Raw genomic sequence first — 13,514 nt, 5'->3', positions numbered from 1 at the left:
CAAGAGGTGCATTGAAGCGCTTCACTCTAATCATCCTGAAGCGCTTCAATCTGATCAGACCGCTGGGGGGAGGGTCCGATGATCGACGTCCACCAGCATCTGTGGCCGGTCGGGTTCGTCGACCGCCTCCGGGCCCGCTCCGAGCCGCCGTACCTCGACGGCTGGACGCTCCACACCGCGACCGAGGCGCCGTACGACGTGGATCCGGCTGCGCACGCGGTCGACAAGCGGGTCGCGCTGGAGCAGGACAGTGGGACGAAACTCGCCGTGGTCTCGCTGTCGAGTCCGCTCGGGATCGAACACCTCGGGGATGCCGCACTGCTCGATGCCTGGCACGCCGGGGCCGTGGAGTTCCCGGCGCCGTTCAAGGCCTGGGCGGCTGTCGATCTGCTCGATCCTGACGTCGAGGGTCTGGAATCCCTTCTGGACAAGGGGTTTCTCGGGCTGCAGCTGCCCGCGCACGTGCTCGGCACGCCGGCCGGGTGGGCCGCGCTGGGTGAAGTGCTTGCCGCGGTCGAGCGACTGAACAAGCCGATCCTCGTCCACCCGGGGGTGGCCCAGCCGGTCGACGAGGCGCTGTGCTGGTGGGCGCCGGTGGTCGATTACACGAGCCAGTTGCAAGCCGCTTGGTGGTCATGGCATGCGTTCGGCGGGCGACGCTCGTACCCGGCCTTGCGGCTGTGCTTCGCGGCCGCGGCGGGGCTGGCGCCGGTGCACCACGAGCGGCTGGCCGCGCGCGGCGGGCGGCTCGGCACCATCGATCCCAATCTGTACGTCGACACCTCGAGCTACGGCCCGCAGGGGATCGACGCGGTCGCAAGGGTCCTCGGCATCGACCAGGTCGTGCACGGCACCGACCGGCCGTACGCCGGGATCACCGACCTCCGCCAAGGCGACGCCGCGACCGCGGTGATCCGCCACGACAATCCACACCGGCTGCTGTTCGGCGCCGGTACACCGACTCCTGAGAGGGGAGTGCAGTGACTGCTCAGCCCATCACCGACGTACCGGTGCCCGCGCGCCAAGCCAGCCGGCTCGTGGAGCTCAACAACTGTCTGTCGCTGGACGACCTTCCGGGCCGCGACCTCGATCCCGCCGAGCTGGCCGAGTTGGCCGCGTCGATCGCCGCGCAGCCGCAGCTGTGGGAGGACAAGGTCGCCTACAGCGACGAGGAGCGGGTGTTCGCCTCGCTGCACCGGGACGCGAACGTCGACGTCTGGCTGATCTGCTGGACCCCGGTCAACGACACCGGCTGGCACGACCACGACGTCTCGTCCGGCGCGGTCGCGGTGGCCAAGGGAAAGCTGGTCGAGCACAACCTGGCCATCGGCACCGAGTCCGTCGAGACCGAGGTGGAGGCCGGCGACGTCTACGGCTTCGGCCCCGACCACATCCACCGCCTCACCGGCCTCGACAAGGGCAGCGTCACCGTCCACGCCTACAGTCCGCCGCTCTGGCGCATGGGCCAGTACTCCGTCAGAGACGGCGTACTCCGCCGAACCTCCGTCTCCTACGCCGACGAACTCCGCCCCCTCGACTGACCCCCGCCCGTCGACTGACCCCCGGCCCATCCCGCCCACCGGTTGACCCCTGAAATGGCGCTCGACTGATCGCGGCGTGCGTGGTCGGCGGTCTGCGCGTGTTGGTCGGGGGCGGACCCAGATCCGGTGACGTGGAGCAGCCGCTGGTGTGGCCCTGTGGTGCAAGGTCGACAGGAAGTACCGGCCGGACCCTCCCCGGGCCGGCCGGTTCCACGCCTGAATACCTCCCCCGACCAGTTCCCCTGAACCGACACCTCCTGTCGACCTTGCACCCCAGCCACCCGAACCCCACCAGCCAGACCGCATCCCAGGCCCCCGCCCACATCACCCACACATCCAGCAGCAGAGCCTCAAATTGGGGAGTTGGCGTCCGGGCGATCTGCCCCGGACGGCGCTGGAGTGCTCGCGGACAGCTATCCGGAGCTGGTGCCGGCCAGCTCGCTGCTGTTCGGTGTTGGCCAGCGCGCCTGATGCCTGGTCTCACCCGCCGGCTGCTGAAGCGCCTGTACCGCCGCTGCGACCCTCTCGACCCGATCCTGGATCTCTGACTAAAGTCAGAGGATGGAGGTTGGTGGGGTTCGGCGGTTCAATCGGGTGGTTACGCAGCGGGTGGGGGCGTTGCAGGAGGCTTATCTGGCTCGGGGGCGGTCGTTGGGGCTGGATCGGGTGTTGTGGGAGATCGGGCTGGACGGGTGTGATGTCAGGTCGCTGCGGGCACGGCTTGATCTGGACTCGGGGTATCTGAGCCGGCTGCTGCGATCGCTGGAGAGCAGTGGGCTGGTCCGGGTCGAGCGGAGCGGTGGCGACGGGCGGGTGCGGATCGCGCGACTGACGAAGGCGGGTGTCGCCGAGCGGGAGGTGCTGGATCGGCGGTCGGACGAGCTGGCGGTGTCGATCCTGGAGCCGTTGAATGAGCGGCAGCAGGAGCGGCTGGTCGCGGCGATGGACGAGGTGTCGCGGTTGCTGACCGCGTCGATGGTGCGCGTCGGGGTGGTCGATCCGCGGCGGCCGGACGCGCAGTACTGCGTGCAGTCGTACTTCGCCGAGCTCGGCCGGAGGTTCGATGCCGGGTTCGATCACACCCGCAGCATCTCGGCGGACAACGCCGAGTTGACGTTGCCCACCGGATTGTTGCTAATGGCAACACTCCACACCGAGCCGGTCGGTTGCGGCGGGTTGAAGCTGCACGGTGCCGAACCGGCCGAGATCAAACGGATGTGGGTCTCACCCGAGGCGCGGGGCCTCGGGCTCGGGCGCCGGTTGCTGACCGAGCTCGAGCGCGAGGCGATCGCCCACGGTGCCCCCGCCGTACGGCTGGAAACCAACCGCAACCTGACCGAGGCGATCGCCCTGTACCGCGCTGCGGGCTACCGGGAGGTGCCGGCGTTCAACACCGAGCCGTACGCCCACCACTGGTTCGAGAAGTCGCTGCGTTAGCTCACGGCTTCCTGAGTACGCCGAGGAGGCCGTGGGTCTCGTCGTTGGGTCCGGCGGAGAAGAAGAGCGAGTCGGTGCCGCCGGTGGTGGCCGTGCCTTGGAGGAGCGCCCAGAGGCCGTCGATCACCAGAGTCTTGCCGTGGGTGTTGCGGACCTGGCCGGCTGGGGTGAACCTGCCGTGGGGGTTCGGATGGAAGATGTTGATCCGGCCGTCGCCGAAGTTGCCGACCAGGAGCGTCCCGGCGGGCTCACCCCAGGCGGCGGGAGCCATCGCCAGACCCCAGGGAGCATTCAGCGTGCCGCGCGTGGCGACCCGCGCGACCAGCCTGCCGTCCACGGTGAACTCGTCGACGAACCCGAGTCCGCGGCCGGCGATCTCGTCGCCGGTCTGCGGGTTCACCTTGGCGTAGGCGACGAAGATCCGGCCGTTGAGCGTCTGCACGTTGAACGGCCCGAACCCCTTCGGCAGGTGAGAGTCCCGGAACGCCCACCACGGCTTCTTCACCAGGGTGAACGTGGAGTCGAAGACGTCGATCCGGCGCTGGGTGAAGTTGGCGGCGTACAACCGGTCCCCTGCTCTGGTTGTCGCGATCGCCAAGCCCTTGTAGATGGCGCCGGGGGTGGTGGCCTTGATCTGGGCGGCACCGATCAGCGGGCTGACCGGCGGACCCCAGGCCGCGATCTGGCCGGTCTCGGTGGCGAAGATGAACCGGGCCGGCGCGCTCACCGTCCCGTTGGTGAGCACGAACCCGGTGCCGGGGTTGTTGACCTGCCCGGTCGGCACCGGCATCGTGACCCGGACCGTGGGCACCTTGGTCGCGGTGGTCGAGCCTGGCGCGGACGAGTACAGCGTGGACGACGACGTACCGTTGTTCGACACCCACAGCGGGGTGGTCGCGCCGAGGGAGAGACCCCACGGGTTGACCAGGTCGTCGTCTTGCAGCGAGGCCTTGCCGGCCTGGTCCGAGACCAGGTTGACCTGCTGTACGGCGAGTGGAGCGTGGCGGGACTGGTGTGCGCTGGCGGTTGCCGGGCTGAGCAGAGCGAGACCGCTGATGAAAGCGGTCGCCACCGCGAGTGGACGGCCCTTCGAACGGAGTGACATGTCACTTTCCTGTCGGTAGGGATGCGGAACACTCTCGACACGGCCGGGTGGGCTAGGCGGTTCAATCGCCGCAAGGTAAACATGGCGGAGAACTCGGGGCGGGGAATGCACTGGTGAGTAGGAGGGGGAGTACATGTCAGGACTTGCGATCGAGCCGTTGAATCCGGAGATCCTGCCGCCGGCGACCGGCAACTACGCGCATGGCGTCCAGGTGGACGGAGCACAGCGGATGGTGTTCGTCAGCGGACAAGTGCCGTGGGGCAACGAGCACGGCCGGGTGCCGGAGACGTTCGAGGCGCAGTGCCGGATGGTCTGGCGGAATGTGCTGTCGGTGCTGGCCGAGGCCGGCATGGGGATCCGGAACCTGGTGAAGGTGACGACGTACCTGTCCGATCGGCAGTACCGGGCGCTGAACTCGAAGATCCGCGAGGAGGTGCTCGGCCTGCATGTACCGGCCCTCACCGTCATCATCTGCGACATCTACGCGGAGAACTGGCTCCTCGAGATCGACGCCGTCGCCATGGCCTGACCGGTCCACCGCTCGCCGAGTGGCTATGGAAAGCGTGCGTACGCCGTCTTAGCGTGAAGAGCATGAGAATCCGGGTAGTCGACGCGTTCGCCGATCGTCCCTTCACCGGGAACCCAGCGGGTGTCTGTGTCCTGCCCGCCGGGGCGTGGCCCGAGGCCGCCTGGATGCAGTCGGTCGCGGCGGAGCTGCAGCACGCCGAGACTGCGTTCGTGAAGCCGTCGCCGGGTGGTGACGCGGAGTGGGAGCTTCGCTGGTTCACGCCGACGATCGAGGTCGATCTGTGTGGTCACGCGACCCTGGCGACGACACACGCGCTGCTGTCGGACGGGCTGGTCAGCGGCAAGGTGGGCTTCTCGACTCGGAGCGGGGTGCTGACGGCTTCGGTCGACGACGGCTGGATCACCCTCGACTTCCCGGTCAACCGAACGGTCGAGGCGGAGGCGCCGGCGGGTCTGATCGCGGCGCTCGGGGCCGAGCCGGTCAGTGTGCACAGCACGGGCGCGCTGACCGACGTGTTCGTCGTTCTGCCCGACGAGTCGGCGCTCCGCGCGCTGGCGCCGGACCTGGGGCAGGTGAAGGCGATCAATCAGCGCGAGCGGAACCGGGGCACGATCGTGACCGCCCCCGCGAACTCCGGCTTCGACTTCGTGTCGCGGTTCTTCGCTCCGGCCGCCGGGATCCCCGAGGACCCGGTCTGTGGCAGCGCGCACACCGCGTTGGCGCCGTACTGGGCCGAGCGCCTCGGACGGAACGAACTGGTCGGATTCCAGGCGTCCGCCCGAGGCGGTGTCGTCCGCGTCGCCACCGTCGGCGATCGCGTTCACCTCAGCGGTCAGGCGATCACCACACTCGACGGTGACTTACTGGTCTAGGCCCAAGTCTCGGCGTGGGTGGCCACGCCGTTCGGGGCGATGAGTTCGGTGACGACGTCCTCGGCGTCCGCGTCCAGCGGCTCGAACGGGTGCTCCGGTACGACGTACGCGCGGGCGCCGGCCACCATCTCGATGCCGGGGAGCTCGAACCACGCCTCCCCGACCTCGCGGCTGATCTCGTAGATGGCCTGCTCGGCGGAGTCGACCGGCTCCTGCTCGACGGTCTCGTCCAGCTCGGCCGGGTGCCGTTCCTGCGCGGCCCGGCCGGCCTCGAGCAGCGCGTCGAGGTCGATCACGCGCAGGTCGAACCGCGACACCACGCTGATCACCTGGTCCTGCTCGGTGTCCTCGTCGTCCTCTTCGTCGACCGCGTCGTCCAGCAGGAGCGGCGCCGTACCGGTGTGCTCGAAGACGGCGTCGTTCCAGTCCTCGACGAGTTCCTCGAGCGCGGCGTTCTGCTCGAAGAGCGCGGCCTGCTCCTCGTCGCCGGTCATCGCGAGCAGGGCCTCGGTGTGGGCCTGGAGGCGCTCGGCGAGCTTGCGGCTCGCCTCGGCGAGCGCGTCCCGGGTCTCCGTGGAGAAGAACTGCTCGGCGGGGGCGATGTCCATGTCGGTCACTAGGTGTTCTTCCCTTGTCCGTGGGCTGTGATTGCCACGCGTAAGTATGCGGACTGGTGGCGCTCTCGCGAAGTTCTGTCCGGAACGAGTTCCCTGTGAGAGGCCTGTGAGAGGTCTGTCAGCGGGTGTGAGAGGGCTGTGAGAACACTCCTGAGCAGGCAGCGAGCGGTGTGCAGTGAACTCATGAGCACTTTTGCCGTGAGGTGGTGGCGTCATGCATGACGTGATCTACCTCGCCGTCACCGTCGTCGTGTTCGCGGCCGTCTGGTTCGCGCTGCGTGGAGTGGAGAAGCTGTGAGCGCCGAGAACATCGCCGGCCTGGTGGTGGCCGTGGCTCTGGTCCTCTACCTGGTCGCCGCCCTGATCTTCCCCGAGAGGTTCTGATGTCCGATACAGGAGCCGGCCTGTTGCAGGTCGGCCTACTCATCGTGCTCCTGGCCGCCGCATACCGGCCGTTCGGTGGGTACATGGCCAGGGTCTACTCGAGCGAGAAGCACTCTCGGGTCGAGCGTGGTGCCTACAAGCTGTTCGGGGTAGACGCGAAGGCCGAGCAGAGCTGGGCGGTCTACGCCCGGTCGGTGGTCGCGTTCTCCGCCGTGAGCGTGATCCTGCTCTACCTGATCCAGCGGCTGCAGCACGCCCTGCCGCTGTCCAACGGTCTGCCCGGGGTCGAGTCGGGACTGGCGTTCAACACCGCCGCGTCCTTCGTCTCGAACACAAACTGGCAGTCCTATGTCCCCGAGGTCACGATGGGCCACCTGGTCCAGTTCGCCGGCCTCGCGGTCCAGAACTTCCTGTCCGCGGCCGTCGGCATCGTGGTCGCGATCGCGGTGATCCGCGGTTTCGCCCGGAACAAGACCGACCGGCTGGGTAACTTCTGGGTCGACCTGACCCGGACCGTGATCCGGGTCCTGCTGCCGATCGCGATCCTGGGCGGTCTGTTGCTCGTCGCGATGGGCGTCGTGCAGAACTTCTCTGGCGGCCACGAGGTCACCTCGGTGGTCGGCCAGACGCAGACCCTCCCCGGTGGTCCGGTCGCGAGCCAGGAAGTGATCAAGGAGCTCGGCACCAACGGTGGTGGCTACTACAACACGAACTCCGCGCACCCGTTCGAGAACCCGAACCCGCTGTCCGACCTGTTCGAGATCTTCCTGCTGCTGGTGATCCCGGTCTCGCTGACCCGCACCTTCGGCGTGATGATCAAGGACAAGCGGCAGGGCTACGCGATCCTCGGCGTGATGACCACGATCTGGGCGACCTTCGTCGCCCTCGCGACGATCTTCGAGGTCCAGGGCGCGGGCACCGCGACCCGGGCCGCGGGCGCCGCGATGGAGGGCAAGGAGACCCGATTCGGTGAGTGGGCGTCGTCGCTGTTCGCCGTCTCCACCACGGGTACGTCGACCGGCGCGGTCAACTCGATGCACGACTCGTTCACCCCACTCGGTGGAGGCGTGCCCCTGTTCCACATGATGCTGGGAGAAGTCACGCCTGGCGGTACGGGCACCGGTCTGTACGGCATCCTCGTGCTCGCCGTGCTGACGGTCTTCGTGGCCGGGCTGATGGTCGGCCGGACCCCGGAGTACCTGAAGAAGAAGATCACGGCCCGCGAGATGAAACTGGTCTCGCTGTACATCCTTGCCACCCCAACCGTCGTACTGGTCGGCGCCTCGATCGCGATGGGCCTGGCGACAGCGCGCGCGTCGATCCTCAACACCGACAGCCCACACGGCTTCTCCGAAGTGCTGTACGCCTTCACTTCGGCCGGTAACAACAACGGCAGCGCGTTCGCTGGTATCAGCGCGAACATCCCCTTCTACAACACGGCCCTCGGGCTCGTCATGCTGCTGGGCCGGTTCGTGCCGATCGTGATCGTGCTGGCCCTGGCCGGCTCGTTCGCCCGGCAGCAGCCGGTCCCGGTGACCCAGGGCACGCTGCCCACCCACAAGGCACTATTCGTGACGATGCTGGTCGGGGTAGTCCTGATCGTCACCGGCCTGACCTACTTCCCCGCTCTCACCCTCGGACCCCTCGCGGAGGGACTGTGACCACGCTAGTGAAGACCCCTCCTCCGGTTCCGGAGAAGGTGGCGAAGAAGGCACCCTCGGGTGCGTTCGACCCGAAGATGCTGCTCACCTCGCTGCCGGACGCGCTGCGCAAGCTCGACCCGCGGGTGATGGTGAAGAACCCGGTGATGTTCGTGGTCGAGGTGGGCGCGACCGCGTCCACGATCAAGGCCATCACCGATCCCAGCGTCTTCGTCTGGTGGATCGTGGTCTGGCTGTGGCTGACCGTCGTGTTCGCCAACCTGGCCGAGGCGGTGGCCGAAGGCCGCGGCAAGGCGCAGGCGGAGACGCTGCGGCGGGCGAAGACCGAGACCACGGCACGACGCCTCACCGACAAAGGCGAGGAGGAGGTCCCGGCCACCGCGCTGCAGCTGGGCGACCGGGTGGTCGTCGAGGCAGGGCAGATCATCCCCGGTGACGGCGACGTCATCGAGGGTGTGGCCAGCGTCGACGAGTCGGCCATCACCGGTGAGTCGGCCCCGGTCATCCGGGAGTCCGGTGGCGACCGCAGCGCGGTCACCGGCGGCACGAAGGTGCTGTCGGACCGGATCGTCGTGAAGATCACCACCAGGCCCGGCGAGAGCTTCATCGACCGGATGATCGCCCTGGTCGAGGGCGCGTCGCGGCAGAAGACGCCGAACGAAATCGCGCTGAACATCCTGCTCGCCAGCCTCACGATCGTCTTCCTGATCGCGGTGGCGACGCTGCCGACGTTCGCGAACTACGCCAACGTGCACCTGAACATCGTGATCCTGGTGGCTTTGCTGGTCGCCCTGATTCCGACCACCATCGGGGCGCTGCTGTCGGCCATCGGCATCGCCGGCATGGACCGGCTGGTTCAGCGCAACGTGCTGGCCATGTCGGGTCGTGCGGTCGAGGCCGCGGGTGACGTGAACACGCTGCTGCTGGACAAGACCGGCACCATCACGCTGGGCAACCGGCAGGCGTCGGAGTTCATCCCGGTCGATGGCGTGTCCGACACCGAGCTGGCCGACGCGGCCCAGCTGTCCAGCCTGGCTGACGAGACCCCGGAGGGCCGGTCGATCGTCGTACTGGCGAAGACCGGCTACGGACTGCGTGAGCGGCACACCGGAGAGTTGCCACACGCAACCTTCGTGCAGTTCACCGCGCAGACCCGGATGAGCGGTGTGGACGTCGACGGCCGGCAGGTCCGCAAGGGCGCGGCCGGCGCGGTCAACGCCTGGATCACCCAGAACGGCGGCACGACCGACCCGAAGCTCGGCGAGATGGTCGACGGCATCTCGGCCTCCGGCGGTACGCCGCTGGTCGTCGCCGAGAGCATCGACGGGAAGGCCCGCGCGCTCGGCGTCATCCACCTGAAGGACGTGGTCAAGGAAGGCATGCGGGAGCGGTTCGACGAGATGCGCCGGATGGGCATCCGGACGGTGATGATCACCGGTGACAACCAGCTGACCGCACGGGCGATCGCCGAGGAGGCCGGGGTCGACGACTTCCTGGCCGAGGCGACGCCCGAGGACAAGATGGCGCTGATCAAGAAGGAGCAGGAGGGCGGTCGCCTGGTCGCGATGACCGGTGACGGTACCAACGACGCCCCGGCGCTGGCGCAGGCCGACGTCGGTGTGGCGATGAACTCCGGTACGTCGGCCGCCAAGGAGGCCGGCAACATGGTCGACCTCGACTCCAACCCGACGAAGCTGATCGAGATCGTCGAGATCGGCAAGCAGTTGCTGATCACCCGGGGATCGCTGACCACGTTCTCGATCGCCAACGACGTGGCGAAGTACTTCGCCATCCTGCCCGCCCTGTTCGCGGCGGCGTACCCGGGACTGGACAAGCTGAACATCATGGGGCTGGCGACGCCGCAGTCGGCGATCGTGTCCGCCATCGTGTTCAACGCGCTGGTCATCGTGGCGCTGGTGCCGCTGGCGCTGCGGGGCGTCCAGTACAAGCCGTCGTCGGCTTCGGCGATGCTGCGGCGCAACCTTCTGATCTACGGCGTCGGCGGTCTGATCAGCCCGTTCATCGGTATCAAGCTCCTCGACCTGGTGATCTCACAGATCCCCGGGCTCGGCTGAAAGGTATTTGTCAATGGCAAGCAATCTCCCCGGCTCGGCACGCCAGTTCGGGGTCGCTATCCGGGCCCTGCTGGTCTTCACCGTTGCCCTCGGCATCGTGTACCCGCTGGCGATGACCGGTGTGGCACAGGCGCTGTTCCACTCCAACGCGAACGGCTCGATCGTCCAGGTGAACGGCAAGGATGTGGCGTCCGACCTGATCGGTCAGCCCTACACCAAGCAGGCGACCAAGGACGGCAAGCCGGAGGTCGACGCCGACGGCAAGCCGGTGATGGAGGCCGACCCGATGTGGTTCCAGTCCCGGCCGTCCGCGGTCGACTACGACGCGATGGCCAGCTCGGGCTCGAACCTCGGCCCGAACAACGCCGACCTGCTCGCGGCGATCGAGGAGCGGAAGAAGGCCGTCGCCGAGCTCGAGGGCGTGGACCCGTCCCAGGTCCCGCCGGACGCTCTCACGACCAGTGGTAGCGGTCTGGACCCGCACATCAGCCCGGCGTACGCCGCTCTGCAGGTGAACCGGGTCGCGCGGGAGCGTGGCCTGGACGTGGCCAAGGTCCAGCAACTGGTGAAGGAGAACACGGAGGGTCGCACCCTGGGCTTCCTGGGTGAACCCCGCGTCAACGTGGTGAAGCTCAACAACGCCCTCGCGGCGCTGGGCTGAACTGAGAGCATGGGGGTATGAGTAAGAGCGGCCGTGGGCATCTGCGGATCTACCTGGGTGCCGCGCCCGGCGTCGGAAAGACGTACAAGATGCTGGGCGAGGGTCAGCGACGGCTGACCCGGGGCACCGACGTGGTGGTCGGATTCGTGGAGACCCACGGCCGTGAGCACACCGCCGAGATGCTCCAGGGCCTCGAGGTGATACCCCGCCGGATCCTGGACTACCGCGGCGCGAGCTTCACCGAGATGGACGTCGACGCCGTGCTGGCCCGGCGGCCGGAGGTGGCACTGGTCGACGAACTGGCGCACACCAACGTGCCGGGCAGCCGGAACGAGAAGCGCTGGCAGGATATCGAGGAGTTGCTGGCCGCCGGGATCGACGTGATCTCGGCGGTCAACATCCAGCACCTCGAGTCGATCAACGACGTGGTGGAGAAGATCACCGGCGTACCACAGCAGGAGACCGTCCCGGACCGGGTGGTCCGAGCGGCCGACCAGATCGAGCTGGTCGACATGACCCCGGAGGCGCTGCGCCGCCGGATGGCCCACGGCAACGTCTACACGGCGGACAAGATCGATGCTGCCCTGGGCAACTACTTCCGCGTCGGCAACCTGTCCGCCCTGCGCGAACTCGCGTTGCTCTGGCTCGCCGACCGAGTGGACGCCGGCCTGCAGCAGTACCGTGCCCAACATGACATCGACTCGACCTGGGAAGCCAGGGAGCGGGTGGTGGTCGCACTCACCGGCGGCCCCGAAGGCGAGACACTGATCCGGCGTGCCGCCCGCATCGCCGCCCGCTCCGCCGGCGGGGACCTGCTCGCCGTCCATGTCGCCCGCTCCGACGGCCTGACCGGCGCCGACCCGAAGCGCCTCGCCGAGCAGCGCAATCTGGTCGAAAGCCTCGGCGGGACCTACCACCAGGTGGTCGGTGACGACATCCCGGCCGCGCTGCTGACGTTCGCCCGCGCGGAGAACGCGACCCAGTTGGTCCTCGGCGGCTCGCGAAGATCCCGGCTGTCGTCGCTGCTCACGGGCCCCGGGATCGGGTCAAGCACGATCCGCGATTCCGGTGATATCGACGTCCACATCGTCACCCACGCGCTGATGGGCCGCGGCCGGCTTCCCCGGCTGCGGGGCAGCCTGTCCCGGCGCCGCAAGATCGAGGGTTTCATCCTGGCCGTCGTCCTGCCACCGGTGCTCGCGCTGCTGCTCGGGCTAGGGGGCGACAGCCTCAACCTGACCAGCAACGTGCTGGCATTCCTGCTCGCCGTGGTCGTGGTCGCGCTGGTTGGTGGGCTCTGGCCCGCGTTGCTCACCGCGATCGGTGGCACCGTCGTACTGAACTACTTCTTCACACCGCCGACCCGGACGTTCACCATCGCGGAGCTGAACAATGCGCTCGCCCTGGCGATCTTCGTGCTGGTCGCGGCGATGGTGAGTTCGGTCGTCGACCGGGCGGCCCGTCGGACCAGACAGGCGGCTCGGGCCGCCGCGGAATCCGAGACGCTGGCGACTCTGGCCGGCTCCGTGCTGCGTGGCGAGACCGCCCTGCCCGCCCTGCTCGAACGGGTCCGCGAAGCTTTCGGGATGACCGGAGCCTGCTTGATGGAGCGGGTGGACGACGACGAACTGACCGAGGTCTGGCGCCCGCTGGCCTCGGCCGGCACGCTGACGTGCAGCCGGCCGGAGGAAGCCGACGCCGAGGTCCCGGCCCGCGACGACCTGGTCCTCGTTCTGCAAGGCCATCAGCTGGCCGCGGACGAGCGGCGGCTGGTCGGGGCGTTCGCCGCGCACGCGGCCGCGCTGGTGGACCGGGCCCGGCTGAGCGAGGCCGCCGCCGAGGCGAAGCCGCTGGCCGAAGCCGACAAGCTGCGGACAGCGCTTCTTCGTGCGGTCAGCCACGATCTCCGGTCCCCGCTGGCGTCGGCCAAGGCGTCGGTGACCAGCCTGCGCAGTGACGACGTGGAGTGGAGCGATTCCGAGCGCGAGGAGCTGCTGGAGACGGCGGACGAGTCGCTGGACCGGTTGTCGCGACTCGTGGACAACCTGCTCGACCTCAGTCGCCTGCAGGCCGGGGTCCTGCCCGTCTTCACCCGGCCGATGGCTCTGGACGAGGTCCTGCCCGGTGTGCTGGCAGAGCTGGGTGACGAGAGTGACAAAGTCACAGTGGACATCCCGCACACGCTGCCGCTGGTCGAGGCGGACCCCGCGCTGCTGGAGCGCGTGATCGCGAACCTCCTGGCCAATGCGCTTCGCTACTCGCCGCCCGGACGGCCGCCGCTGATTACTGGCAGCGCGCTCGGCGACACCGTCGAGATCCGGGTGATCGACCGTGGACCGGGGATCCCGCGCGAGGACCGGAATCGCGTGTTCGCGCCGTTCCAGCGGCTCGGCGACACCGACAACACAGTCGGCGTCGGCCTCGGACTGGCACTGGCTCGTGGTCTGGCCGAGGCGATGCACGGCACGCTGCAGCCCGAGGACACCCCGGGTGGCGGGCTCACCATGGTGGTGGCGATGCCGACCGCGACCCTGCGACCGGCCGACGCGCCGGTGCCGGGCACTCGCGAACGGTCCGAAGTACCTGAGCCGGAGATACCTGAAATGACCCAGTCGGAGGTGCAAGAGTGACC

At 68.4% G+C, this 13,514-nt stretch carries 12 protein-coding genes; 10 read left to right on the top strand and 2 right to left on the bottom strand.

Features of this window, described 5'->3' with window-relative positions; all coding sequences use genetic code 11:
- The first annotated feature begins 78 nt into the window (after nucleotides 1–78).
- The 3 genes from OG558_RS09535 (at nucleotide 79) to OG558_RS09525 (ending at nucleotide 2,978) form a co-directional block, all read left to right on the top strand.
- Nucleotides 79–984 carry an amidohydrolase family protein gene (locus tag OG558_RS09535; protein ID WP_405069877.1) on the top strand — a complete coding sequence of 302 codons (906 nt, stop codon included), beginning with the start codon at nucleotides 79–81 and terminating at the stop codon, nucleotides 982–984.
- Nucleotides 981–1,541, top strand: a complete 561-nt coding sequence (locus OG558_RS09530) for a cysteine dioxygenase (RefSeq protein ID WP_405069876.1) — start codon at nucleotides 981–983, stop codon at nucleotides 1,539–1,541. The genes OG558_RS09535 and OG558_RS09530 overlap by 4 nt, the downstream gene beginning before the upstream one ends.
- A 561-nt stretch (nucleotides 1,542–2,102) precedes the next feature.
- Nucleotides 2,103–2,978, top strand: coding sequence for a GNAT family N-acetyltransferase (locus tag OG558_RS09525; RefSeq protein WP_405069875.1), 876 nt, complete (start codon nucleotides 2,103–2,105; stop codon nucleotides 2,976–2,978).
- 1 nt (nucleotide 2,979) lies between these two features.
- On the opposite strand, the gene OG558_RS09520 is transcribed toward OG558_RS09525, so the two are convergent.
- Nucleotides 2,980–4,083 carry a TIGR03118 family protein gene (locus tag OG558_RS09520; protein WP_405069874.1) on the bottom strand — a complete coding sequence of 368 codons (1,104 nt, stop codon included), beginning with the start codon at nucleotides 4,081–4,083 and terminating at the stop codon, nucleotides 2,980–2,982.
- A gap of 133 nt (nucleotides 4,084–4,216) precedes the next feature.
- On the opposite strand from OG558_RS09520, the gene OG558_RS09515 reads away from it, so the two are divergent.
- Nucleotides 4,217–4,612 (top strand): RidA family protein, encoded by a 396-nt coding sequence (locus OG558_RS09515; RefSeq protein ID WP_405069873.1) that lies wholly within the window; start codon nucleotides 4,217–4,219, stop codon nucleotides 4,610–4,612.
- Between the two features lie 62 nt (nucleotides 4,613–4,674).
- Nucleotides 4,675–5,484, top strand: coding sequence for a PhzF family phenazine biosynthesis protein (locus tag OG558_RS09510; protein WP_405069871.1), 810 nt, complete (start codon nucleotides 4,675–4,677; stop codon nucleotides 5,482–5,484).
- On the opposite strand, the gene OG558_RS09505 is transcribed toward OG558_RS09510, so the two are convergent.
- On the bottom strand, nucleotides 5,481–6,092 hold the full coding sequence (locus tag OG558_RS09505; protein WP_405072136.1) for a hypothetical protein: 612 nt from the start codon (nucleotides 6,090–6,092) through the stop codon (nucleotides 5,481–5,483). The two genes, OG558_RS09510 and OG558_RS09505, sit on opposite strands and share 4 nt — an antisense overlap.
- A gap of 303 nt (nucleotides 6,093–6,395) precedes the next feature.
- Here OG558_RS09505 and kdpF point away from each other — a divergent pair, with 303 nt between their 5' ends.
- The 5 genes from kdpF to OG558_RS09480 all read left to right on the top strand — a co-directional run bounded on the left by kdpF (nucleotide 6,396) and on the right by OG558_RS09480 (nucleotide 13,512).
- Entirely contained in the window at nucleotides 6,396–6,485 is a 90-nt protein-coding gene (kdpF, locus tag OG558_RS09500; protein ID WP_131363646.1) for a K(+)-transporting ATPase subunit F, read from the top strand.
- Nucleotides 6,485–8,146: a potassium-transporting ATPase subunit KdpA gene (gene kdpA, locus OG558_RS09495; RefSeq protein WP_405069870.1), complete on the top strand. Its 1,662-nt coding sequence runs from the start codon at nucleotides 6,485–6,487 to the stop codon at nucleotides 8,144–8,146. Before kdpF ends, kdpA begins: the two co-directional genes overlap by 1 nt.
- Before the next feature lie 77 nt (nucleotides 8,147–8,223).
- Nucleotides 8,224–10,221 carry a potassium-transporting ATPase subunit KdpB gene (kdpB, locus tag OG558_RS09490; protein WP_405072135.1) on the top strand — a complete coding sequence of 666 codons (1,998 nt, stop codon included), beginning with the start codon at nucleotides 8,224–8,226 and terminating at the stop codon, nucleotides 10,219–10,221.
- A gap of 13 nt (nucleotides 10,222–10,234) precedes the next feature.
- Nucleotides 10,235–10,882, top strand: coding sequence for a K(+)-transporting ATPase subunit C (gene kdpC / locus OG558_RS09485; protein ID WP_405069869.1), 648 nt, complete (start codon nucleotides 10,235–10,237; stop codon nucleotides 10,880–10,882).
- 17 nt (nucleotides 10,883–10,899) lie between these two features.
- On the top strand, nucleotides 10,900–13,512 hold the full coding sequence (locus OG558_RS09480; RefSeq protein ID WP_405069868.1) for a DUF4118 domain-containing protein: 2,613 nt from the start codon (nucleotides 10,900–10,902) through the stop codon (nucleotides 13,510–13,512).
- Nucleotides 13,513–13,514: the final 2 nt, after the last annotated feature.

The sequence above is a fragment of the Kribbella sp. NBC_01510 genome, assembly GCF_045040325.1.
Classification (GTDB): Bacteria; Actinomycetota; Actinomycetes; order Propionibacteriales; family Kribbellaceae; genus Kribbella.
This window is presented reverse-complemented; position numbering and strand designations above follow the sequence as displayed.